Origin of the sequence: Micromonospora sp. WMMD1102 (assembly GCF_029626265.1) — a bacterium.
Classification (GTDB): Bacteria; Actinomycetota; Actinomycetes; order Mycobacteriales; family Micromonosporaceae; genus Plantactinospora.
In genome coordinates this window covers 2994893-3018306 of the sequence record NZ_JARUBN010000001.1, presented here as the reverse complement: position 1 = coordinate 3018306, position 23414 = coordinate 2994893, and the positions used below count along the sequence as shown (strand labels likewise).

The following is a 23414-nucleotide window of genomic DNA, read 5'->3' as shown; positions in this document are numbered from 1 at the left end:
GACGGGAAGGTCATCGACGCGGCTGGCCGGAGCCCGGACCGTCGGCCGGCGCCGAACGCTGGCCGCCGGTGTTCCGCCACTGCGCCGGAAGGTCCACGAGACACGCTAGTCCCGGTAACGCGCGGCCGGTGGCGCCGGCGCCGGGCCCAGCGACGTCAGCCATCGGCTGTAGAGCCGGGTCCAGGTCCCGTCGGAACGGATCTTGGCCAGTACGCCGTTGACGAACCGGACCAGCTCCGGCGAGTCGCGGGAGATCGCCACCCCGTACGGCTCGTCGCTGAACCGCGGGCCGACGACCTCGGTGTTCGGGTCCTGGGCGGCGAGCCCGACCAGGATGCTGTCGTCGGTCGAGACCGCGACGACCTGGTTCTGCTGCAACAGCACGAGGCAGTCGGTCCAGTTGACCACCGAGACCGGCACCGTCCCCCTCTCCGCGATGTTCCGGATCGAGGTGCTGCCGGCCGCGGCGCAGACCTTCTTGCCGCGCAGGTCGTCGATGTCCTGCACCCCGGAACCCCGGGTGACCAGCACCCGCTGCCCAGCGTTGAAGTACTCGGTGGAGAAGTTGACCTCCTGCCAGCGTTCGCAGTTCATCGTCATGGTCCGGACCACCATGTCGACGGTGCCGTCCTTGACCACCTTGATCCGGTCGGCCGAGCTGATCGCCCGGAACTGGATCCGGCCCGGGTCGCCGAAGAGGCCCCGGGCGATCTCCCGGGCGATGTCGACGTCGAAGCCGGTGAGCTGGCCGGTCAACGGATCACGGAAGCCGAACTGGTAGTTGTTCTGGTCGACCCCGACGATCAACCGTCCGCGTTGGACGATCCTGGCCATCGCGCTGCCGGACGGCATCTGCCGGGGCCGCGGCAGCGTCGCGGGTGGCCGCAGGCTGGCCCGGGGGTTGCACGAGCCGGACGAGGCGGCCGGACCGGTCGGGACGACGGCCGGATCCTGCATGCCGACCGGCCGGGGCGGGTCGGCGGCCATCTGGTTGTCGGGAAGCGCCTGCTCGTCCGTGCCGCAGCCGGCGAGAGCCAGCGTGGCCACCGCCGCCACCGCGAGTGCGCCGGCAAGGACCCGGCCGGCGAGATGCCGGTGTCTCATCGATACTCCACAATCCGCCGCTGCATGCCCACCGTTGCCCCGACCAGCAGGACGAGGCTCAGTCCGACGATACCGACGTCGACGCCGGTCAGGGCCCGGCCCGCGCCGACCGCCTCGCGTTCGAACCGCTCTCCGTTGTGCGCGATGGCCAGGGCGAGCGCCTCGTCGAACTGGTTGAAGATGGCGGCGGTGGTCTGCTCCCCGGTGCCCACCGTGGCGGCCACCGCCTTGGCGTACTCGCCGCTGTCGTCGAGGGTCCGCACGTTGCGGTGCGCGGCCGACCACTCCTTGCTGCGTGCGATGGCGGCCTCGACCGCCTGCCGCGTGGTGTCGTCCGGAGCCGCCGCCCGGGCCTGCGCCAGCAGCCCGCCCGAGCCGTCCGCGCCGGCGAGCCGCTCCATCACGACGCCGTAGTTCTCCTCGAACGCCGCGCCGTTGCCCCGGGCGACCAGGGTCAGCGCCTCGTCGGCGCGGGCCTGCAACCCGGCGATCCGCGCCTCGGCCAGCAGGTTGACCTGGGCGGATCCGGAGTCCCGGCTGTCCCGCAGGTCGCCGGCGGCGACGAGTGCCGAACCGGTCAGCCAGGCCACCAGCAGCACCGTCGCGCCGGTGGCGACCAGCAGCCCGACGTTCAGCAGCCGGTTGGTACGCCGGGTCAGGTGCAACTGGGTGAGCACCAGCGCCGCCAGGGTCAGCACGGCCAGCAGCACCGCGACCCACGGGAAGCCGGCCGCCCGGTCCCGCGCCTCGTCCAGTTCGGTCGACGCCGTCGCGTAGAGCTCCTGCGCCGCGGGCAGCAACTCGTCGCGCATCAGGCCGGAGGCCTCCTGGAGGTAGGCGACGCCGAGTGGCAGACCCTGCCGGTTGTAGGTCCGGGCGGTCTCCACCAGGCCGCTGTAGACCGGCAGCCGGGCGGTGATCCGGGCCACCGCCGCCGCGCCTCGGCTGTCGTCGGAGACCGCCGCCGAGACGACCGTCAGCGCCGAGGCGGCGTCGGCGAGGTCGCGCTGGTAGCGGTCCCGCAGCGCGGGCGGTTCGAGACCGTTGGAGAGGAAGGCGCTCGCGGCGGTGGCGTCGGCGTCGGAGAGCGCCCGGTAGAGGCTCTGCGCCGCCACCGCCAACTCGCCACTGCGGGCGGTGACGCCGCGCACCAGGTCGGCCCGCTGGCGTACGCCGACGAACGCGACGATGCCGGTGAGCAGTCCGAGCACGACCACACCGGCCAGGATGGCGGTGAACCGGCCGGGCGTGCGTCGCAGCGGTGTGGTCATCCGGCGCAGCATGTCCGGCGGGCGGGGTTGCGGCGGAACGGTCAACCGGCCTGGCGGGACAGCCAGCGCCGACCCGTGCGAACCCACCCGAAACCTCCCCAACACCACCGGGAACCGTGACGACCGGACCCGAGCCGGCGCCAGATCTTGGACGACCGGGTTCAAGGTAACCAATCGGCTCAACCGGTGGGGGGCGGCCCGCCGGTGTCGGCGAGCCTACGGGCGGGCACCGACACCGGTCCCCGACCGACCGCGCTGTCGGCTCCCGGACACCGTCGTCGGCGCCCGCCGTGGGCCGCGCCGGTGGGTACGGCGCGGCCCGCCGTACTCAGCTGGTGGTCCAGACGTACGTGCCGGTCACGGCCGCCGCCGGAGCTCCGGAGTACGCGGCGGCGAGGCCGCCGGCGAAGAGCTGGTCGACCTGGGCCGCCTCGGCCGCGCTCGGGTACGCGTTGCGGCAGGAGACCGGTGCGCTGCTGCCGGACATCAGATCCGAACAGAGGCCGGTACGCCGGTCCGGCAGCCCGAGGATGTGCCCGAGTTCGTGGGTCGCGATCCGGGTACGGTCGTAGCCCTGGTTCACGGCCTGCCAACCCATGTAGACCCGGCCGGAGCCGAGGCCGGTGACGTACGCCCGGGGCCAGCCGCTGTCGACGTGGATGGTCACCGACGCCGGCGTACCGGCCACCAGCCGCACGTTGCCGACCCTGCTGTTCCAGATCTGTGCGGCCTGGGTGAAGTTGGTGGTGAACTCCCCGGCCCGGCTCGCGTCGTAGTAGACCGTGCGCACCGCGGGCGCTGCGGTGGCCGCAGCGGTGGCGACCTGGACCCCGACCAGCGAGGTGGCCAGGGTCAGCAGGCCGAGCGCGGCCCGGAGCAGGTGACGTCTGAGCATGGCGACTCCTAATGGAGAGCGGGGAGGACGAGGACCGACACCATCGATCGGTATCCATTAATCTAGGCGCCCAGGTCGGCGGCCGGCGCATAGCGGTTGCCTCATACCGGGCACCGGACGGCGGGGCCGAGCGGCAGGCGGGACCGACCGAAGACGCACCGACCGGCGGCGTCCGGGGCGCGGAACAGCCGGACGGACCGAAAACGTAATCTGGTCGAACGCGTGCCGTCGCGACCGCCGACCAGGGTGGTGGGGCTAACCTGGATCGAACGTCCGGCGTCGCCGGCGGGGGCGGAAGGCGGTTGGGCATCGTGCTGGCGAAGGAGAACCGGGTGACCACGCCGTCGCGCGCCAGGCGCCCGGCGGTGATGACCGACGTGGCCCGGCTCGCCGGGGTGTCACACCAGACGGTGTCCCGGGTGATCAACGGTCATCCACGGGTCCGGCCGGAGACCCGGGACCGGGTGGTCCGGGCGATGGCCGAGCTGAGTTACCGGCCGAACGCGATGGCCCGGGCCCTGGCCAGTCGCCGTTCCCGGGTGCTCGGGGTGGTGAGCTTCGACACCATCCTCTTCGGTCCGGCCTCGACGTTGCTCGGCATCGAGCGCGCCGCCCGGGCCGCCGGTTACGGGGTCAGCATCGTCACCCTGGAGAAGGTCGACCGCCGTGGCGTACTCAGCGCGGTCGAGGCGCTGGACGGCCAGGGCGTGGACGGGGTCATCATCATCGCGCCGCAGATGGCCGCCGCCGCAGCGCTGCACAGCCTGCCGCACGGGATGGCGGCGGTGGCGGTCGAGGCCGGCCAGGACAGCGGGCTCCCCTCGGTCTCGGTGGACCAGGTGGCCGGTGCCCGGCTCGCCGTCCGGCACCTGCTCGACCTCGGGCACCGGACCGTGTGGCACGTCTCCGGGCCGAGCGACTGGCTGGAGGCGGGCGACCGGATCAGCGGCTGGCGGCAGACCCTGGAGGAGGCCGGTGCCGCCGTACCGCCGATCATCTCCGGGGACTGGAGCGCCCGGTCGGGCTACGCGGCCGGTACGGCGCTGGCCGGCAACCCGGACGTCACCGCGGTCTTCGTCGCCAACGACCAGATGGCGCTCGGTCTGCTGCGCGCCCTGCACGAGCGGGGCGTCCGGGTGCCGGCCGACATCAGCGTGGTCGCCTTCGACGACATCCCGGAGGCGGAGTTCATGCTGCCGCCGCTGACCACCGTGCGGCAGGACTTCGACGAGGTGGGCCGGCGCGGCATGGCGACGCTGCTGCAACTGCTCGACGCCACCGGCCGGGCGGGCGGGCCGGTTCCCGTGCTGCCCAGCGCCACACCGATCGAGCCGACCCTGGTGATCCGGGAGAGCACCGCCACGCCCTCGGCCGGCCGGAGCTGACCGGACGCGATCACGTGCCTGAGCGCTGTCGACTCGGGATGGCGGCCGCCGGGCCGCCCGGAGACGTCAGGCCCACGGGGTAGTCGGGCGGAACGAACTGTCCGCCCGGAAGGTGGCGTTGTCGGCATACCAGTCGATTCGGAGTTCGTAGTTGTAGTGCCGCAGGTACCGGCCCGGATGGTTGTAAGACTCCAGGGCGACCGAACCGGCCACCGAACCGGGTCGGGCGCAGAAGGTGGCGTCGCCGCGGAAGGTCGCCGTGCCGTCGCTCGGGTCCAAGCGCAGCCTGTAGTCGTAGTGCCGCAGGTAGCGGCCGCCGGCCCCGGTGAAGGAGTAGCAGTTCGGGTCGGCCAGGCCGGCGACAACGGTGAAGGTGGCGTCCTGCCTGGTCTGCGCCGGGCTCGCCCCGGAGACCGGCTCGACGTATCCGAGGTAGTCGCGGTGCCGGACGTACCGGTCCGGAAAGTTCACCGACTGGAACGACCGGATGGCGTTGACCGGGAGGGTAACCCCGCCGGACACCGTCTCCTTGAGCACGGTGAAATGTCGGGCAAAGCCGGAGAGCCCGGGTAGCTGGGTCGGGGCGGTCCAGGTGTTGAAGCCGTCGTAGCTGTCGCTGAACAGGTACTGGCCGGCGGTGTAGCCGTCGAAGAAGATCCGCCAGCCGCCGTTGTCCAACTGCACCAGCGCCTGACCCTCGCGCGGGCCGCCCCAGCCGGCCCAGTTGCCGGTGCGCCGCACCGTGTACGGCCCTGTCAGGCTGGTCGCCGTCGCGTACTCGACGAACTTGGTCGTCTCCTGCTTGGTGAACGCGTGGTATGTCCCGCTGGTCTTGACGATGAACGTGTCGATGTAGTTCGGCCCGATCCCGCTCAGCACGGTCGGTGCGCTGAACGCGGTGAGCGCGGCGTTTGTCGCCCGGAGCCGGTACGGCTTGAAGTCCGCCCCATTGGTGGAAAGCGAGACGATGACGTTGACGCTGCCGTCGGTGTCGACAAACCACTCCGGCGCCCAGGTGTTCTGCACCGTCAACGGGATGGTGTGGTTGCGCAGAAACGTCCAGTTGACCCGGTCGGTGCTGGTGGCGAAGCCGATGGTGTTCCCGGTCCAGTTGGTGGTGTAGACGATGTGGTACCGACCGTCGGTGTGCCGGATGATGCTCGGGTCCCGGATCAGCCCGGACGGTGGGGTGTAGGCCGGGCCGCGCAGCAGGCGGAAGCCGGTGGCGTCCGGCGACTCGTAGACGTACATGTTGGATTCGCTGCTGTTGGTGAACGCGGTCATGGTGTAGCGGGTGGTCTGGCCGGGCGGCGGTGCGGCGGCCTCGGCCGGAGCCGCCGGTACGACCGACCCGGCCAGCAGCAGCGCGGCGGAGGCTGATGACAGCCATCGGAATCGGTTGCGTGCTCGGTTCATCATCGCCACCTCCGGCGGGATGCGGGCCTGCCGCCACGGCAGGACGTGTGAGCGCTAACATATATGGATCGCCGCCACCCGCTCAATAGAAGTCAGCCAATCACGAGGCCCAGCAGCACGTGCAGAGTGCGCGGCCGCCGGCCCCGGCGATTCGCCGATCGCGGTGACCCGCGAGGGCTCCCCGAGAATCACCAACTGCGTTCGACCGGGCGTTGCCTGCTGATGTCGGGGTCGACCGTGAGCGCGTGGCGAAGGTGCGGTCGCGGATCCGCCAGCGGGGTGCCGATCCAGGCCGGCGCCTCGTGGGCTCCGGACAGACTGCCGGAGGCAGTCGAGGACTTCCGGAGGTACGTCCCCAGGCTCGCTCATTGCGACGACGCTACCGACGTCCCCCGACACTCCTGCTACCCTCGCCCCATGCCGGAGATCAACCCGATGCCCGAGATCGGCCTGCGTCCCGCCACCGCGGACGACGCAGAGTCGGTCGCGGCAATCTGGGCGACCGGCTGGCGCGACGGGCACCTGGGGCACGTGCCGGAGGCTCTCGTCGCGGCACGTACCCCGGAGTCGTTCCGGACGCGGGCCGCACAGCGTGTCGGCGACACCGTCGTGGCGGTCGTCGGCCCCGACCGGCAGGTCGTCGGCTTCGTCATGATGGTCGGCGAGGAGGTCGAGCAGGTATACGTAGCCCTGTCCCATCGTGGCACCGGTGTCGCCGGTTCGCTGCTCGCGGAGGCCGAGCGGCTGGTGGCCGCCGGTGGTCACCGGCGGGCCTGGCTGGCCGTCGTCCCCGGGAACACCCGGGCCCGCCGCTTCTACCGGCGGTCCGGCTGGGTCGACGAGGGGCTGTTCGACTATCCGGCGGTGGTCGAGGGCGACACGGTTCCGGTGCGCTGCCACCGGTACGTCAAACCGCTCTGAGTCGGCACCCGTCCGCCTGCCGCGCGGATACCGGCGGATGACCACCCGCTCCGCCGTGGCTGCGTTGCGGGGGCACACGGAATCCCAGCCTGCTCGGCAAGGCGCCGCACGGTCACCAACGCCGCCGGAGCTCGACTCAACCGACGGCCGGCCGCTGCCACTGCTGATTGGTGCCGCCGGTGCAGGTCCACTGGATGATCCGGGCCCGGTCGGCGGTGGAACTCCCGTCGACGTCCAGGCACAGCCCGCTGTGCCGGGCGGTCACCCGGTGATAACCCGAGCCGAGGTCGGCGAACTGCCACTGCTGGTCAGTCCGTTCCACCTGGCAGGGGAACCGCTGCACCTGCACGGCGCCGGCCGTCGACCCGTTCGGCACGGTCAGGCACTTGCTGCTGGGCCGGGCCACCAGCTGGTGGTATCCGGAGCCGAGGTCGAGCAGTTGCCAGTGCTGGTTGCCGCCGTTGTTGCAGGCGAACTGGACGATGCTGGCGGCGTCCGCGGTCGACTGGCCGAGCACCTCCAGGCACCGTCCGCTGTGCCGGGGGCGCATCGTCGCGTACGCCGGCCCCGAGCCGACTCCGCTGACCTGGCCGGTCGCGGTGTCGATGGAAATCCGGGGATACCAGCTCATCGTCGCCGACATGTTGCTGGGGAAGGAGAACGGCAGCCAGACGTACCGGGACTCGTTGGCCCGGCCACCCCAGGCGCCGGCCCAGCGGTCGCCCAGATAGAGGTAGGACGTGGTCGCGCTCCCCTGCACCGGGATGACGTACGCCGACTGGGAGCCGTAGGTGATGCTGTCGCCGAGGTTCGTCAGCCCGCTCCAGGTGCCGTTGCTGGATGAGGTGCCATCGGCTGACCACGGTGGTCATCGCCATGTCGCGCAGGAACCCGCTCTGGGCGAGATCCTCGGTATCCCAGTCAACGCCTGAGGGTGACCATCGGGCGTCCGCAGCAATGTCGGATGCTGCAGATGCTCCTTACACTCGGCACCATGGCGACAGCACCCGCTGTCGTTCGAGATCTTTCCAACGAGCTGAAAGAACTCGGATGGGTCAGCGACTTGATGGTGGCAGGATCGTTAGCCACCGGCGACTACGTGCCTCGCATCAGCGACATCGACCTGGTTGCGCTCGTCGACGGAGCCATCGACACCGATCGGCAGGCGGCACTTGCAGCCATCCACCGGCACCTCGATAGCGGAAGCGGTGCGGGATTCAAACTCGGGTGCGCATACGTCGATGCCACGACCATCTCCTCTATCGAGATGCAGCATCCGACCTGGACTCACGGCCAACTCGTTCATCGCATTCTCTCCAGGGTCACGAGAGCAGAACTGGTGCGGCACGGATACGGAGTCCTCGGGCGCTCGCCACGCGACGTCTTCCCCGAAGTCTCGGCCGAGGACATACGAGCGGCAGCCCACTATCATTACGCCGACGCCAACCAGCGTCAGGTGACGAACCGTTCGAATGATCGGGGAACCTCTCGGTCTTGCATCTGCCGAGCTGTGTGGAGGGGAGTCGGGTCTTGGCCACGGGTGACGAGCGACCGGATGAGGAGACGGGCAGCGGTGGCCCGACCGGACAAGCCGTCTGCATCGTTGATGGTGCCTTCAAGGGCTTGCCGGGCACGCTGGCCGGTTTCGACGGCGACGAGATCCTGGTGGACCTAGATATTTTCGGTCGTACGACAAGGGTCCGGATGTATCAACACCAGGTGTCCCTGTCGACGACAACGAGGCAGCGCACGATCGACCCCGCCGACTACCTGCCGCCGGCGAGGGTGCAGGTGTTTGGAATGCGCGCCACGAGGCCCTTGCCGGTGGACCCGGTCCGGTTCCTGCCGGAGTTGGCGTCGATGGCCCGGACGACGATCCGGCTGCACCCGCACCGGGGAGAGCCGGAGGCAGGGGACAGTTCGGTGGGCGGGCCGTTGCTGTGGCCGGTCACCGAAGAGTGGCCGACGTGCTCGGTGCCGTACGTGGATCCGGGTGACTTCGAGGTCGATCTCGAACACCGGCGACCGGTCCCGCTGGTACCGGTCCTCCAGCTGTATCAGCGGGACGTCGCGGCGTTGCCCTTTCCGGACGGGAAGGACGTGTTGCAGGTGCTCTGGTGCCCGTTCGACCATCGGGACGACCGTGGTGGTACGTGGCCGAGGCCGGAGCTCTACTGGCGGAACGAGGCAGCGACGCGGGCGGAGGGGATCGGCTTGACGCCGAACCCTCCGCAGGACATTCCGTCTGGGAAGGTGCCTCAACCGTGCTTCGTCGACCCCGAGCAGGTGACCGAGTACCCGTACGAGGACGAGGACGAGCTGCGTTGCCTCGGCGACGACCGCCGCCTCCGGCTGGAAGACATCAAGGAGCAGACCGGCTGGTCGTACCAATCCCACCTGTCCGTGGCCCCGGGGGTGAAGGTCGGCGGCTGGCCGGGCTGGACGCAGTGGCCGGACTGGCCGACCTGCCGGTGCGGTCGCCGGATGGACCACCTGCTCACCGTCTCCAGTGACGAGTACGACGTCGAGAGCGGATTGCGCTGGGCGCCGGTCGTGATGGTCCGCGCCGACATCGATCCGCGTACCGACTCGATCAGCCGTGGCTTCAGCCCGACCGACCTCCGGATCGGTGACATGGGTGGGATGTACCTCTTCATCTGTCCGAAATGCCCGGACGCACCGTGGGCATCCCGCTTCGACTGTTGCTGAAGTTCGTTGCGTGGCGATGTCCATGCCGGGCCTGTCGAGTGGAATCCCCGGCCGCGCCGGTTACGCCGGGGCAAAGTAACTCGTCGCCCGGCTGCTGGTCTTCGCCCCGCCGGTCGGCCGCCCGCCGGGCCTCCGCCTGCCCGGTAGGCGATGCAGACCATCACCCCGGTCATGGGGATCAGCGTTGCGATGATGCTGTTCGGCTCGCCCACCGCGGTTAACCTGGCGACATGTTGAAAGCCCGCAGGGTGAGCGTATGGCGTAGCCGATACGAGATCAGGGTCCGGGGCCGGTTCGTGACGACCTGGGACAGCGCCTTTTGGCGCAGCGGCGGTGACTTCGAACTGGACGGCCAGCGGTACCAGGTGCGCGGCAACGCCTGGGGAAGCCGCTTCACCCTGCTCGACGCGGCGGGCAGGGCGGTCGCCTCGGCGGACCGGGTCGGCCGCAAACGGTGGACGGTCGAGGCCGGCGACCAGACGTACCACTTCCAGCGCGCCTCGCTGTTCGGCAGCGAGCAGGAACTGCACGCCGCCGGGCGCCGGGTCGGCTCGGTGAGGCGGACCAGCCTATGGCGTGGTGACGTCGCCGCCGACCTGCCCGGCCTGCCGCTAGCGGTGCAGGTTTTCGTCCTCGGCGTCGTGATCACGATGTGGCATGAGCAGGCGGCCGCGGCCTCCAGCTGAGCCGGCCGTCACGCCGGCTGATGCGGTTGCAGGCCCTGGTGGAAATGCCTATCCCGCTTGCGCGAAGAACGAAAAGGTTCTCGGCCCGACCGCCTAGATCGCAGGGCCGTCAGCAGCTCGGAGCGACCGTGGTGAAGCAGCTCTTCGCCGCGCTGGACGGCGAACGGGCGTCCGGGGTGATCCGGCAGCCCTGCCGACTCGTCGTCCGGGAGTCGACCGGCCCGGTCGCCTCCCGCGGTGCCGCCCGTACGGTCGCCCGGACAGAGGCGGTTACCCAGGGCGACCGCGGATAATCCCGCCGCACCCGGCCGACCGGCAAAAATCGATAACAGGAGACCCTCCCGCACCCCTCGGGGCATGCTCAGGTGGTGGACGCGGAAGGGAGTACGGCGTGAGGAACCACGACGACGTCTGGACCGAGGACCAGCGCGCGCTGTACGACGAGTGCTACGACCTTGGCGAAGCCTGGGCCGCTGATCCGGAGACCGACACCGACCAGCTCCAGGACGTGATCAACCTCGCCGAGGCCGACGACGACGAACTCGCCGACGTCGAGCTGGACTATCCCCCGCTGGTCGACGCGGTTGCCGAAGCGACCGGGGAACAGGTGGCCAGCGTGACCGCCGACCGGGACGACCCGGCGTTCCGGGGCTTCGTCGACGGTGTCCGGGAAGGCGCCGAGGAGGACGTCTTCGGCCTCTGAACCGACGGGTCAGCGCAGCAGCCGGGCCGGTACGCCGATCATCGCCGTCGCTCGCTGGTAGCGCCGGTACGCCTCGTCCGCCTCGCCGTACCGACCGTCCGTGCTCAGCACCGAGATCAGCTCCTGGTGGGTGCGCTCGTCGGACGGGTCGATGTCGAGAGCCCCGCCGCAACTGGTACCCCCGCCTGCTCCGGGTCGCCCCGGTGCCGGGCCAGCTCGGCCAGTGGCCGGACCACTCGCAGGTAGAGCCGGCGCATCTCCTCCCGAACCGGCACCGCCCAGTCGTCGTACGGGTCGTCGACCAGGAAGTCCCCCTGATAGCGCTGCTCGGCCAGTGCCAGCACGTCCTGCGCCGGGGCTCGCTCCCCGCGTTCGAACCGGCGCAGCCCGAGCAGCGCCTCGGCCTGGAACATCTGCCGAGCGCGCACCGGGCCGGGCCGCCGTCCGGCCCCGGCACCAGCCGGAGGGCCCGTTCGGCGAGGGCGGTGGCGCGGGCCGGATCCGTCTCGGCGGTGACCCGGGCCAGCCCGGCCAACGCCGGCACCAGCGCGAACAGGTTCCCGGTCGGCTCGCTTACCTGCACCGCCTCCTGATAGGCGGCCCGGGCCAGACTGTCCCGGCCACACAGCAGGTGCACCCGGCCGAGCCCAGCCATCGGCACCGCCGCATACGCCGAGCCGAGCCGATGGTGCAGGGCCGCCGAGCGCTCGTAGTCGGCGACCGCCTCGACGAGCCGGCCGAGCCGGACCAGCCCATCGCCCCGGACCGCCAGCGCCAGCGCCAGCGCCAGCATCGCCGGATACTCGGCGTCCTCGGCCAGCTCTACGGCCTCGCCCGCTACCGTCACCGCCTCCCGGTAGCGTGCCGCGCCGGATTGGGCCACCGCCAGGTACAGCCTCGCCCAGGCGGCCAGGCGCAGATCGCCCGCGGCGTCGGCCAGCCGCACCGCCCCAGCGAGCTGTCCGGCCCCGGTTGTCCGGTCGCCGGCCAGCCGCGCGGTCAGGCCGGCGGTCACCACCGCCTGCGCCGTGTACAGCTCCGCCCCCGCCGGCAGGTTCGGCCCGGACGGCGGCATCGCGCCGGGTGGTGACGGCGGCCGGGCCGGTGCCGATTCGGCCAGCCGACCCGCGCCCGGTATGGCCGACGCTGCCGCCCACGCCCGCCGGGCCCGCTCCCGACCCGTCGCCAGGTCACCCGAGAGCGCACACGCAGAGGCGGCCCAGGCCAGCAGCAGCGCCTCGTCGGGGGGCCGGCCCGTCCCGGCGGTCGCACGGTCGAACACCGCGATCGCGGTCAGCGGCTCGCCCCGCAGCAGGTAGACCAGGCCGTACCGCCAGGCCAGCGCCGGGGGCAGGGCGCCATGCCGGGCTGCCTGCGACCGGTACACCTCGATCGCCGACTCCGCCGCGCCGGCGACCCGCGGCGCGTCGCCGTGCAACTGGCGCAGCGATGCTGGGCACCGAGCCGCCGGCAGCGTCTCGACGGCGGCGCTGACCAGGGCGGACTCACCGTCGGCCAACAACCGCGCGCCGTACCGGCGGAGCAGCCGGGCGGTCGGGTCGACTTGTCCGGCCGCCCGGTAGCCGCGCAGGGCCGATGCCGGCAGGCCGCGCCCGGCGTACCAGCTGGCCGCCCGGTCGTACAGGGCGGCGGCCTGGACGGGTGAGAGCGGGAGGTGCCGGTGCGCCGCGTCGATCACCAGCGGAATCGCGGGATGTCCGGCCCCGTCCGGCCGCTCCGGACCGAGGAGGCCGGCAGCGGCCAGCCACCGCAGCAGGCGACCGGCCCGGCGCCGGTCCGATCCGCCGACGAGTTCGGCGTGCGCCGGGTCGACGCGGGCCGCTTGGCGGAGCACCCGGCCGACATCGACGGGAAGCCCCCTGAACACCTCGCCGGCCAGGTACGCCACGGCCTCGGCACGTGCGGCGGCGAGTCTCACCGGCCCGGCCTCCCGGTCACCGAGGTCCCGCAGCGCCCGGGCGAGCAGGTGCACCAGCACCGGCCAGCCGGCGGTGTCCCGGTGCACCACCCGGGCCAGCACCGGATCCGGCAGGTCGTAGCGGTCCCGCAACAGCACGGCCACGTCCGGGCGGGACAGGGTGAGGTCCACCGGCCCGAGCAGGCCCAGGTCGCCACGGCGGAGCCCACCGGCGACCAGAGCCGGCGCGGGCGGGCGGCGGGTGATCACCACCAGCCGGACCCGGTCGGGTAACCGGTACGCCGCCGCCAGCAGTTCCCGCAGTCGGGCGGAGGCAGCGGGTTCACGCCGTCGAACACCAGCCACCGGTCGTCGCCGGTTGGCCCATCGGGGTACCCCGGCAGCCTGCTCAGGTCGATCTGTTCGGCCTGACGCGATCCGCTGCCGGGCTGTACCTCCGCCGTCCTCCGGCCGCTGGCCGGAGGGCGGCGGCCCACAGGTCCGGCCGCCGGGTTGTCGGGGGACGGGACATAATCCGGGGTCGCCGCTGTGCGGCGGACGGTGCCGGGCGGCGAGGGTCAGGGCGCTGCCTCAACGCTCGACGGAATCCCGGAACTCCCGCAGCTCCGGGTGAGCGGCCGGTCGACCGCGCGGTTCAGGCTGGGTCGGTCATCGCGCGCCCGGCGACCAGCGACGCCGAAAACTCCGCCCGGCTGACGCGGACCGGCAGGCTGGAGAGCACCGCGACGGCAGCGGTGTAGTCCGGACCGGCGTCGAGGTCGTGCAACTGCACCGGGCTGTCGAGGGGACGTTCGGCGGCCCAGTCGACAAGCCGGGCCGGCTCGTCCGGTGGCGACAGCGTGATCCGGTTCATCGGCACGGCGAGCCCGTGGCCGGTCGCCTTCAGCAGCGCCTCCTTGCGAGCCCAGTATCCGAAGAACGCCCGACGGGCGGACTCCGCCGGCTGCCCGTTCCACCAGCGCAGTTCGGTCGGCGACAGCACGCTACTGCTCAACGCGCCCACGTCGGTGCCGTCGGTCAACTCCTGCACGTCCAGGCCGACCGGGTCGGCGGCCACCGCCACGGCGACCCACTCGCCCGAGTGGGTGAGCGAGAAGTCGAGCTTGGTGGCGGGTTCTTCGACCACCGGTTTGCCGTGCCCGGCGCCGCAGTGCCGGCAGTGCCGGGAGAAGCTGAGCTGCTTGCCCGGCACGCCGAGATAGTGCCCGAGCAGCATCCGTACCCCGACGTGGGCGGCCTGGTAGCGGTCCCGGTCGGCGACCTTCCGGAACCGGACGTGCCGTTGCCGCTCCTCCTCGTCGAGCACGTCGAGTCCGGCCCAGTGCATTGGACCGATCGGGAGCCGCCACACCTGGCACTCGCCCGGCACCGGCAGTACCGGGATGCCCGCGCCGGCACGCGTCGGCACGTCGGCCTCCGGCAGGTGGTCGGGCGGGCGACGGGATCCGGTCAACAGGCACCACCAGGGGTCGCGGGTGGACGGCGGACACGGTCGCCCGCCCCGAGGACTTCTGGCGCGAGCATGCCAGCCCGGCGGCCGGCGCACCAGCCCGGAGACCACCGCGCCGGCCGTCGAACCGCCCCGGCCTCCGCCGCCGGCCCGGACGTCAGCGCTGGCCGTAGACCCCCTGGTAGCGCTCGTGGAGGGCGTCGATGTGGCGGGGATCGATCGGCACCAGCGGGCCGCCGGCCCGGGCGAGGTGCACGGTACGCGCGACGTCCTCGCACATCACCGCCGCCTTCACCGCCGCCTTGGCGCTGGCCCCGATGGTGAAGACCCCGTGGTTGCGCATCAGCACCGCCGGGGAGCGGTGCCCGTCCAGGGTGGCGACGATGCCCTTGCCGATGTCGTCGCCGCCGATCAGCGCGAACGGACCCACCGGGATCTCCCCGCCGAACTCGTCGGCCATCGCGGTGAGCACGCACGGGATCGCCTCGTCCCGGGCCGCCCAGGCGGTGGCGTACGGGCTGTGCGTGTGCACGACGCCGTTGACCTGGGGCATGTGCCGGTAGACGTACGCGTGCGCGTCGGTGTCGCTGGACGGCGAGTGGTTGCCGTCGACGACGTCCCCGTGCAGCGTCGTCACCACCATCGACTCCGGGGTCAGGTCGTCGTACGACACGCCGCTGGGCTTGATCACCATCAGGTCGGCGCCGGGCACCCGGGCACTGATGTTGCCGCTGGTCCAGGTGACCAGCTCCCACCTGGTGAGCTGCTCGTGCAGCCGGCACACCTCCTGGCGGATCCGGGCGACCGCCTCGCTGATCGTGCCGGTGGGTTCGCCGCTGGTCATCGCCGGGCCTCCTCGCGTAGCGCGTGCAGCCGGTGCAGCACGTCGTTGCCGCCCCGGCCGAAGTAGTCGTGCAGTCGCTCGTACTCGGCGTAGAGCCGGTCGTAGACGTCGGCGCTGGCCGGGTCGGGCTGGTAGACGCCGTGCCGGACCTTGCCCATCGCGCCGGCCGCGGCCGTGATGTCCGGGTACGCCCCGGCGGCCACCGCCGCGTGGATCGCCGAGCCCAGCGCCGGCCCCTGCTCGGAGTCGATCACCGACAGCGGCCGGCGCAGCACGTCGGCGTAGACCTGCATCAGGAACGCGTTCCTGAGCAGCCCGCCGGCCACGATGAACTCGGTCACCGGCACCCCGGCGTCCTCGAAGGCGGCCACGATGGTCCGGGTGCCGAAGGCGGTCGCCTCGATCAGCGCCCGGTACTGGTCCTCGGGGCGGGTGGCCAGGGTCTGCCCGACGACCACGCCGGAGAGGTCGTGGTCGACGAGTACCGAGCGGTTGCCGTTGTGCCAGTCGAGCGCGACCAGCCCGTGCTGGCCGGGGCGTTGCGCGGCGGCCAGCTCGGTCAGGTACTCGTGCACCCCGAGGCCGCGCCGCTCCGCCTCCCGGGCGTAGTCGGCGGGTACGCAGTGCTCGACGAACCAGCCGAAGATGTCCCCGACGCCGCTCTGGCCCGCCTCGTAGCCGAGCCGGCCGGGCACGATGCCGTCGGAGACCACGCCGCACATCCCGGGTACCTCGGCGAGGGTGTCCGCGACCATCACGTGGCAGGTCGAGGTGCCCATGATGGCGAGCAGTTGACCGGGCTCGACGGCGTTCGCGGCGGCGGCGGTGACGTGCGCGTCGACGTTGCCGACCGCGACCGCGATCCCGGCCGGCAGCCCGGTGACGGCGGCGGCCTCCGGGGTGAGCCGCCCGGCCAGCCCGCCGAGCGGGGCGAGCGGGTGGTCCAGCCGGGTCCGCACGAAGTCGGCGAAGTCGGGGTGCAACGCGGCCAGGTATTCCTCGGAGGGGTACTGCCCGTCCTGGTGGATGCCCTTGTAGCCGGCGGTGCAGACGTTGCGGGTCTCCGCGCCGCAGAGCTGCCAGATGATCCAGTCCGCCGCCTCGATCCACCGCTCGGTCCGGGCGTAGACCTCGGGGTCCTCGGTGAGCACCTGGAGCGCCTTGGCGAACTGCCACTCGGCGGAGATCCGGCCGCCGTAGCGGGGCAGCCACGCCTCGCCGCGCTGTGCGGCCAGCTCGTTGATCCGGTCGGCGTGCCGCTGCGCGGCGTGGTGCTTCCAGAGCTTCGGGTACGCGTGCGGCCGGTCGGCGAGCCCGGGGACCTCGTTCAGCGGGGTGCCGTCGGCCAGGGTGGGCAGCACGGTGCAGGCGGTGAAGTCGGTGCCGATCCCGATCACCGCCTCGGCCGGTACGGAGGCTGCCGAGAGTGCCTTCGGCACCGCCTCGCGGAGTACCGCCCGCCAGTCCTCGGGCATCTGCAAGGCCCAGCCGCTGGGCAGTTTCGCCCCGGTCTCCGGCAGCCGGTCGTCGATCACCCCGTGCTGGTACTCGTGCACCGCCGAGCCGAGTTCGGCGCCGTCCGAGACCCGGACCACCACCGCCCGGCCGGAGAGCGTGCCGAAGTCGATGCCCACCACGTACCGGTCCGCACCGTTAGCGCTCACTCGTGTCCCTCCTGGACGTTCCTGTTCCCTGGCCGGCCCGCACCGCCGGGCCGGCTTCCCGGGGCGGGCGGCGACCACGACACGTGTGCCACCGCCCCCCGTCAGCCAACCATGGTGTTAGCGCTACCACCAGGCCGGGGGACGCCTCCGAGCGCCGAGCCACTGCCGACCGACACCTATGGTTGTCGCTTCGTCACGGTGCGTTGCAGCACGATGAACACGAAGAGCAATACGCCGATCACGATCTTCGTCCACCAGGAACTGAGGTTGCCCTGGAAGGTGACGATCGTCTGGATCAGCCCGAGCACCAGCACCCCAAGCACGGTGCCGACCAGATAGCCTGAGCCACCGGTCAGCAGGGTGCCGCCGATCACCACCGCGGCGATCGCGTCGAGTTCGAGGCCGACCGCGTGGCCGTTGTTGCCGGAGAGCATGTAGAAGCTGAGCAGCACCCCGCCGAGCGCCGAGCAGAACCCGCTGATGGTGTAGACGGCGATCCGGGTACGCCCCACCGGCAGCCCCATCAGCAGCGCCGACTGCGGGTTGCCGCCGATCGCGTACGTGTTGCGACCCAGCCTGGTGTAGCCGAGCACATAGATGCCGATCGCCACCACCAGCAGCGCGATGACCACGCTGGCGGAGATGAAGAAGCCGCCGAACCGGATCCGGTGCTGCGCGATCGAGGTCCAGAACGGGTCGTCGATGGTGATCGAGGAGGTGCTGATGGTGTAGCAGAGCCCCCGGGCCAGGAACATCCCGGCCAGCGTGACGATGAACGGCTGGATCTCGAAGTAGTGGATGATGCAGCCCATCGCGAAGCCGAGCAGGGCGCCGATCAGCAGCACCAGCGGCAGCACCAGGTACGGCGACCAGCCCCGTTCCTCGAGCAGCGAGGCGGAGAGCATGGTGGTCAGCGCCACCACCGAGCCGACCGACAGGTCGATGCCGCCGGTCAGGATCACGAACGTCATGCCGACGGCGACCACCAGCAGGAACGCGTTGTCGACGAAGACGTTCAGCACGACCTGGGTGTCGGAGAAGCCGTCGTAGCGCAGCACCCCGGCGACGTACATCAGGACCAGCAGGGCGGAGGTGGCGAAGATCGGCAGGTACTTCTGCTGCGGCCGCAGCGCCCGCGCCCGCCCGTTGCGCGCCGTCCCGGGAACCGCGGTCATGCCGGCACCTCCACCTTCGACTGCCGTTCGGGCTCGGGCGCGGGCGGCGGCGGGGGTTTGCGGCGCCGCCCGAAGACCTTGGCCCGGAAGGCGGGCGACTGGAGCAGGCAGACGATCGTCACGACCAGCGCCTTGAACAGCAGCGTGGTCTCCGGCGGGATGCCGATGCTGTAGATGGTGGTGGTGAGCGTCTGGATGATCAGCGCGCCGAGCACCGTACCGCCGAGCGAGAACCGCCCGCCGGCCAGTGACGTACCGCCGATCACCACCGCCAGGATGGCGTCCAGCTCGATCCAGAGGCCGGCGTTGTTGCCGTCCGCGCTGGAGACGTTGGAGCTGATCATCAGTCCGGCGACCCCGGCGCAGAACGCGGCGAAGACGTACCCGGTGAAGATGATCCGCCGGGCGTGGATGCCGGCCAGCCGGCTCGCCTCGGCGTTGCCGCCCACCGACTCGATGAGCAGGCCGAGCGCGGTGCGCCGGGTCAGCAGCAGCGCCAGCCCGAAGACCAGCAGCGCGATCAGGATCGAGAACGGCACGGTCAGCCAGTAGCCGCCGCCGATCAGCTTGTAGGGCGAGCTGTTGATCGTGATGATCTGACCATCGGTGATGAGCTGGGCCAGCCCTCGCCCGGCGACCATCAGGATCAGGGTGGCGATGATCGGCTGGATGCCGACCTGGGCGACGAGCAGGCCGTTCCAGGCGCCGAGCAGCAGGGCCAGCCCGAGGGCGAGCCCCACCGCCATCAGTACCCCGACCACGCTGTTCTGGTCGCCCAGCTCACTGATCCGCAGGCAGGCCAGCGCGCCGCAGATGGCGACCACCGAGCCGACCGAGAGGTCGATGCCGCCGGTGGCGATCACCAGGGTCATGCCGAGCGAGACCAGGATCAGCGGTGCCCCGAACCGGACGATGTCGATCAGGCTGCCGTAGAGGTGCCCCTGCCGGACGTCGACGGCGAAGAAGTCGGGGGTGAAGAACAGGTTGCTGACCAGCAGCACCACCAGGGTCAGCAGCGGCCAGAAGAACCGGTGCCGGACAAGGTTGGCCATCACGCCTCCTCCCGGACGACGGCGACGTCCGGATCGTGCGGTTGCGGTGTCGCGTCCGGTGCCGCCGCGCCGTTGCCGCTGGCGATGACCGCCAGGATCCGGTCGGCGGTCACCTCGTCGTCGTTGGCCAGCTCGTCGACCATCCGGCGGTCCCGGAGTACGGCGATCTTGTGGCTGAGCCGGAGCACCTCCTCCAGTTCGGCGGAGATGAACAGCACCGCCATCCCGCCGTCCGAGAGGGTGACCACCAGGCGCTGGATCTCGGCCTTGGCACCGACGTCGATGCCCCGGGTCGGCTCGTCCAGGATCAGCAGCCGCGGTTCGGTGATCAGCCAGCGGGCCAGCAGCACCTTCTGCTGGTTGCCGCCGCTGAGCTGGCCGACCAGCGCCTCGGGGTTGGCCGGCACGATGCGCAGCGCCTTGACGTACTTGTCGACGAGTTCGTCCTGGCGGCGCCGGGGCAGCGGCCGGGACCAGCCCCGGGCGGCCTGAAGGGCCAGGATGATGTTCTCCCGGACGGTGAGTTCGGCGACCAGTCCCTCGGTGCGCCGGTTCTCCGAGCAGAAGGCGATGTCCCGGGCCATCGCGGTGCGCGGGCCCCGCACGGCCACCGGTTCGCCGTCCACCCTCAGCTCTCCGGCGTCGGCCCGATCCGCGCCGAAGAGCAGCCGGGCCACCTCGGTACGCCCCGAGCCGAGCAGTCCGGCCAGCCCGACCACCTCACCGCGGTGGATGGTGAGGCTGAACGGGGCGATCGCCCCGGCGCGGCCCAGCCCGGCGGCCTCGACCACCGGCTGGTCCCGTTCCAGCGCCGCCAGCGAGCGCCGGGGCTGCTCCTCCAACTCCTCCAGCGCCGCGAGTTCCTTGCCGATCATCGCGCTGACCAGGTCGAGCTGGCTCAGCTCCCGGGTGGCGTACTCGCCGACCCGGCGCCCGTTGCGCAGCACGGTCATCCGGTCGGAGATCTCGTAGACCTGGTCGAGGAAGTGGCTGACGAAGAGGATCGCCATCCCCTCGCCCTTGAGCTGGCGCATCACCCGGAAGAGTTGCCCGACCTCGTCGGCGTCCAGACTGGAGGTCGGCTCGTCCAAGATCAGCACCTTGGCCGAGATGTCGATCGCCCGGGCGATCGCCACCATCTGCTGCAGCGCCAGCGAGAGGCTGCCGAGCGGGGCCGAGACGTCGACGTCCAGGCCCAGCCCGTCGAGCAGCAGCCGGGAGCGTCGCCGCAGCTCGCTCCAGTGGATCGCGCCGAAGCGGCGCGGCTCCCGGCCGATGTAGATGTTCTCCGCGACGGAGAGGTTGGCGCAGAGGTTGACCTCCTGGTAGACGGTGCTGATCCCGGCCTGCTGCGCCTGCAACGGGCCGGTGAAGCTGACCGGGGTGCCGCCGAGGACTATCTCGCCCTCGTCCACGTCGTACACCCCGGTCAGCACTTTGATCAGCGTCGACTTGCCGGCACCGTTCTCGCCCATCAGCGCGTGCACCTCGCCGGGGAAGAGCCGGAAGTCGACCTCGTCGAGTGCCCGTACGCCGGGGAACCGTTTGCCGATGCCGGCCATGGTCAGGATCGCCCGGGGCTCCCCCGCCGTCTCCATCCGCTCTCCTCCTCCGTCGCGGTCGTTGCGCTGTGGCGCGGTCGCCGCGCCGGCGTCGTCGCGTCAGCTCGTACTGCCGGCGTAGTGGCCGCGCCCGCCTCGGCTAGTACTGCCGGGTCGGCAGTGCCGCCTTGGCCTGTTCCTGGTTGAACGTGGTCTCCTCGGTGACCACCCGCTCCGGCACCGTTTCACCGGCGACGACCTTCTTCACCAGGTCCATCAGCTGTGGGCCGAGCAGCGGGCTGCACTCGACGATAAAGTTGATCTTGCCGTCGGCGAGCGCCTGCATGCCGTCCTTCACCGCGTCGACAGTGATGATCTTGATGTCGACCCCGGGCTTCAGGCCGGCACCCTCGATCGCCTCGATCGCACCCAGACCCATGTCGTCGTTGTGCGCGTAGAGCACGTCGATGTCCTTGTTGGCCTTGAGGAAGGCGTCCATGACCTCCTTGCCCTTGGCCCGGGTGAACTCGCCGGTCTGCGAGGCGATCACCTTGAACTTCGGGTCCGCCTTGATGACGTCCGCGAAGCCGGACTTGCGGTCGTTGGCCGGCGCCGAACCCGTGCTGCCCTGCAGCTCCACGATGTTCACCGGCTCACTCTTGCCCTGGTATTCGGTGACCAGCCACTCACCGGCCTTCTTCCCCTCGAGCACGAAGTCGGACCCGATGAAGGACTTGTACAGCGTCTTGTCCGGGGAGTCGATCGCCCGGTCGGTCAGGATGACCGGGATCTTGGCGTCCTTCGCCTCGCGGAGCACCGTGTCCCAACCGGACTCCACCACCGGCGAGAAGGCGATCACGTCGACCTTCTGGGTGATGTACGACCGGATCGCCTTGATCTGGTTCTCCTGCTTCTGCTGCGCGTCGGAGAACTGGAGGGTGATCCCAGCCTCCTTGGCCGAGTCCTGGATGGACTTGGTGTTCGCGGTACGCCACCCACTCTCCGCGCCCACCTGCGCGAAGCCCAGCGTGATCTTGCCATCGTCGGTACCGGAGCCGCTGCCCTCGCCGCCGTCGCCTCCGCAGGCGGCCAACGCGGTCACCATCAGTCCGCCGAGTACAACGGCGGAGATCTTTTTCAGCACCGTTTCCTCCTCGCCTGGGAACATCGTTGTCTGTCGTAGTTACCGTTCACACGCACGGCCGACCGACACCCCTGGTCATCACCCACGTGATGCCGGAGGATCGCGGATCCGGCCTAGTCTGCCACCAAGAACGCCGACCCTCGGGGCACGCCGGACGATCTACAGGGCTTCCTGTTTCGTGAGTGTTAACGTTCTCATGCCGGCCGTCAAGGGGTACTTCCGGCGACGGTATGGATCCGTGATGATCGAAGTCCGGCGGACCCGCACCGACACGGCCGCCGAGACGAAGGAGCGCGGCGTTGACTGCTGACCGTATCGACGCCGGCAACCAGCCGGCCGGCCCGCCGCCCCGGACCCGGGGCTCGGTGATGCGCGATGTCGCGCGCCTGGCCGGGGTCTCCCACCAGACGGTCTCCCGGGTGCTGAACGACCACCCGAACGTCCGGCCGGATACCCGCGAGCGGGTACTCGCCGCGATGCGGGCGCTGAACTACCGGCGCAACTCGGCGGCCCGGACCCTGGTGACCCGCCGGTCCCGCACGCTGGGACTGATCGCCTACGAGACCACGCTCTTCGGCCCGGCCTCCACTCTGTACGGTCTCGAACAGGCCGCCCGGGCCGCCGGCTACTTCGTCAGCGTGGCGACCGTACGGGCGTTGGAGCGGGAGTCGGTGCTGGACGCGGTCGGCCGGCTCTGCGAGCAGTCGGTCGAGGGCATCGTGGCGATCGCGCCGCAGAGCAGTGTGGGTACCGCGCTGGCCCAGGCGCCGCCCGGACTCGCCGTGGTCGGCGTCGGCGGCGGCGGCGAACACGTGCCGACGGTCTGCATCGACAACGCCACCGGAGCGGCGATGGCCACCCGGCACCTGCTCGGGCTCGGGCACACCACGGTGCAGCACATCGCCGGTCCGCCGGACTGGCCGGAGGCACGGGACCGGATCGACGGCTGGCGGGAGGCGCTACACGCCGCCGGTGCCCCGGTGCCGGCGCCCCGGCTCGGCGACTGGAGTGCCCGGGCCGGTTACGAGCACGGCCGGGCCCTCGCCGCCGACCCGACGGTCACCGCCATCTTCTGCGGCAACGACCAGATTGCGCTCGGTGCGCTGCGCGCCCTGCACGAGGCCGGCCGCCGGGTGCCCGAGGAGGTCAGCGTGGTGGGCTTCGACGACGTACCGGAGTCGGGCTACTTCCTGCCGCCGCTGACCACCGTCCGGCAGGACTTCGCCGAACTGGGCCGGCGCAGCCTGGACCTGCTGATCGAGCAGCTGGAAAGCGGCAGCACCCGGACCGACCGCCGGGTCGCGCTGACCCCTCGGTTCGTCGTCCGGACCAGTTCCGGTCCGGCGCCTTCCACACGGACGTCTTCCGGTCCGGCGCCTTCTGCTCCCGCATCTTCCGGTCCGGCGCCTTCCGGTCCGGCCTCGGGCTGACCGCCGCGTCCGGCCGGCCGGTGCGTACCCGGAATGCGCGGCGGCGGATTAATCGGGATAGCGCGGAGCGGGCGGCAATGACACC

The 23414-nt window shown here is 71.3% G+C and carries 22 protein-coding genes and 1 pseudogene; 10 read left to right on the top strand and 13 right to left on the bottom strand.

The features are described 5' to 3' along the window. Window positions 1–105: 105 nt before the first annotated feature. The 3 genes from O7626_RS13415 to O7626_RS13405 form a co-directional block, all read right to left on the bottom strand. Complete coding sequence (locus tag O7626_RS13415) at window positions 106–1104, bottom strand: glutamate ABC transporter substrate-binding protein (protein ID WP_278061500.1); 999 nt, start codon at window positions 1102–1104, stop codon at window positions 106–108. Then, window positions 1101–2375 carry a hypothetical protein gene (locus O7626_RS13410; protein WP_278061499.1) on the bottom strand — a complete coding sequence of 425 codons (1275 nt, stop codon included), beginning with the start codon at window positions 2373–2375 and terminating at the stop codon, window positions 1101–1103. The genes O7626_RS13415 and O7626_RS13410 overlap by 4 nt, the downstream gene beginning before the upstream one ends. Before the next feature lie 328 nt (window positions 2376–2703). After that, window positions 2704–3270 carry a snapalysin family zinc-dependent metalloprotease gene (locus O7626_RS13405; protein WP_278061498.1) on the bottom strand — a complete coding sequence of 189 codons (567 nt, stop codon included), beginning with the start codon at window positions 3268–3270 and terminating at the stop codon, window positions 2704–2706. A 332-nt stretch (window positions 3271–3602) separates the two neighbouring features. Between O7626_RS13405 and O7626_RS13400 the strand changes: the two genes are divergently transcribed. Continuing rightward, complete coding sequence (locus tag O7626_RS13400) at window positions 3603–4655, top strand: LacI family DNA-binding transcriptional regulator (RefSeq protein ID WP_347404784.1); 1053 nt, start codon at window positions 3603–3605, stop codon at window positions 4653–4655. 66 nt (window positions 4656–4721) lie between these two features. On the opposite strand, the gene O7626_RS13395 is transcribed toward O7626_RS13400, so the two are convergent. Further along, complete coding sequence (locus tag O7626_RS13395) at window positions 4722–6071, bottom strand: glycoside hydrolase family 43 protein (protein ID WP_278061497.1); 1350 nt, start codon at window positions 6069–6071, stop codon at window positions 4722–4724. A 417-nt stretch (window positions 6072–6488) separates the two neighbouring features. Between O7626_RS13395 and O7626_RS13390 the strand changes: the two genes are divergently transcribed. Next, window positions 6489–6992, top strand: coding sequence for a GNAT family N-acetyltransferase (locus O7626_RS13390; RefSeq protein ID WP_278061496.1), 504 nt, complete (start codon window positions 6489–6491; stop codon window positions 6990–6992). A gap of 136 nt (window positions 6993–7128) precedes the next feature. Here O7626_RS13390 and O7626_RS13385 read toward each other — a convergent pair whose 3' ends face one another. Continuing rightward, on the bottom strand, window positions 7129–7752 hold the full coding sequence (locus tag O7626_RS13385) for an RICIN domain-containing protein (RefSeq protein ID WP_278061495.1): 624 nt from the start codon (window positions 7750–7752) through the stop codon (window positions 7129–7131). A gap of 31 nt (window positions 7753–7783) precedes the next feature. Between O7626_RS13385 and O7626_RS13380 the strand changes: the two genes are divergently transcribed. From O7626_RS13380 to O7626_RS13355, 6 genes and pseudogenes are all read left to right on the top strand, one after another. Further along, window positions 7784–7924, top strand: a complete 141-nt coding sequence (locus tag O7626_RS13380; protein ID WP_278061494.1) for a hypothetical protein — start codon at window positions 7784–7786, stop codon at window positions 7922–7924. Between the two features lie 62 nt (window positions 7925–7986). Further along, a pseudogene (locus O7626_RS13375) lies at window positions 7987–8415 on the top strand (nucleotidyltransferase domain-containing protein); the annotation flags it as partial. Between the two features lie 107 nt (window positions 8416–8522). Then, window positions 8523–9701: a hypothetical protein gene (locus tag O7626_RS13370; RefSeq protein WP_278066527.1), complete on the top strand. Its 1179-nt coding sequence runs from the start codon at window positions 8523–8525 to the stop codon at window positions 9699–9701. A 230-nt stretch (window positions 9702–9931) separates the two neighbouring features. Then, window positions 9932–10387, top strand: a complete 456-nt coding sequence (locus O7626_RS13365; protein ID WP_278061493.1) for a hypothetical protein — start codon at window positions 9932–9934, stop codon at window positions 10385–10387. Window positions 10388–10515: 128 nt separating this feature from the next. Further along, on the top strand, window positions 10516–10680 hold the full coding sequence (locus O7626_RS13360; RefSeq protein WP_278061492.1) for a hypothetical protein: 165 nt from the start codon (window positions 10516–10518) through the stop codon (window positions 10678–10680). 98 nt (window positions 10681–10778) lie between these two features. Then, window positions 10779–11090, top strand: coding sequence for a hypothetical protein (locus tag O7626_RS13355; protein WP_278061491.1), 312 nt, complete (start codon window positions 10779–10781; stop codon window positions 11088–11090). Window positions 11091–11206: 116 nt separating this feature from the next. Here the strand turns inward: O7626_RS13355 and O7626_RS13350 are convergent, their stop codons facing one another. After that, the gene (locus O7626_RS13350) at window positions 11207–11518 is read right to left on the bottom strand and encodes a bacterial transcriptional activator domain-containing protein (RefSeq protein WP_278061490.1); all 312 of its coding nucleotides are present in this window, start codon (window positions 11516–11518) and stop codon (window positions 11207–11209) included. 1286 nt (window positions 11519–12804) lie between these two features. On the opposite strand from O7626_RS13350, the gene O7626_RS13345 reads away from it, so the two are divergent. Continuing rightward, complete coding sequence (locus O7626_RS13345) at window positions 12805–13302, top strand: hypothetical protein (RefSeq protein WP_278061489.1); 498 nt, start codon at window positions 12805–12807, stop codon at window positions 13300–13302. A 361-nt stretch (window positions 13303–13663) separates the two neighbouring features. Here the strand turns inward: O7626_RS13345 and O7626_RS13340 are convergent, their stop codons facing one another. From O7626_RS13340 to O7626_RS13310, 7 genes are all read right to left on the bottom strand, one after another. Continuing rightward, window positions 13664–14482, bottom strand: coding sequence for a 4'-phosphopantetheinyl transferase superfamily protein (locus tag O7626_RS13340; protein ID WP_278061488.1), 819 nt, complete (start codon window positions 14480–14482; stop codon window positions 13664–13666). Between the two features lie 154 nt (window positions 14483–14636). Next, window positions 14637–15323, bottom strand: a complete 687-nt coding sequence (locus O7626_RS13335; protein ID WP_278061487.1) for an L-ribulose-5-phosphate 4-epimerase — start codon at window positions 15321–15323, stop codon at window positions 14637–14639. Next, the gene (araB, locus tag O7626_RS13330) at window positions 15320–16987 is read right to left on the bottom strand and encodes a ribulokinase (RefSeq protein ID WP_278061486.1); all 1668 of its coding nucleotides are present in this window, start codon (window positions 16985–16987) and stop codon (window positions 15320–15322) included. Before araB ends, O7626_RS13335 begins: the two co-directional genes overlap by 4 nt. A gap of 176 nt (window positions 16988–17163) precedes the next feature. Then, window positions 17164–18162: a galactofuranose ABC transporter, permease protein YjfF gene (yjfF, locus tag O7626_RS13325; RefSeq protein WP_278061485.1), complete on the bottom strand. Its 999-nt coding sequence runs from the start codon at window positions 18160–18162 to the stop codon at window positions 17164–17166. Next, window positions 18159–19214 (bottom strand): ABC transporter permease, encoded by a 1056-nt coding sequence (locus O7626_RS13320; RefSeq protein ID WP_278061484.1) that lies wholly within the window; start codon window positions 19212–19214, stop codon window positions 18159–18161. The genes yjfF and O7626_RS13320 overlap by 4 nt, the downstream gene beginning before the upstream one ends. Continuing rightward, window positions 19214–20812: a sugar ABC transporter ATP-binding protein gene (locus O7626_RS13315; protein ID WP_278061483.1), complete on the bottom strand. Its 1599-nt coding sequence runs from the start codon at window positions 20810–20812 to the stop codon at window positions 19214–19216. The genes O7626_RS13320 and O7626_RS13315 overlap by 1 nt, the downstream gene beginning before the upstream one ends. A gap of 103 nt (window positions 20813–20915) precedes the next feature. After that, the gene (locus tag O7626_RS13310) at window positions 20916–21860 is read right to left on the bottom strand and encodes an ABC transporter substrate-binding protein (protein WP_278066145.1); all 945 of its coding nucleotides are present in this window, start codon (window positions 21858–21860) and stop codon (window positions 20916–20918) included. Between the two features lie 338 nt (window positions 21861–22198). On the opposite strand from O7626_RS13310, the gene O7626_RS13305 reads away from it, so the two are divergent. Further along, window positions 22199–23329 (top strand): LacI family DNA-binding transcriptional regulator, encoded by a 1131-nt coding sequence (locus O7626_RS13305; RefSeq protein ID WP_278061482.1) that lies wholly within the window; start codon window positions 22199–22201, stop codon window positions 23327–23329. Window positions 23330–23414 lie beyond the last annotated feature (85 nt).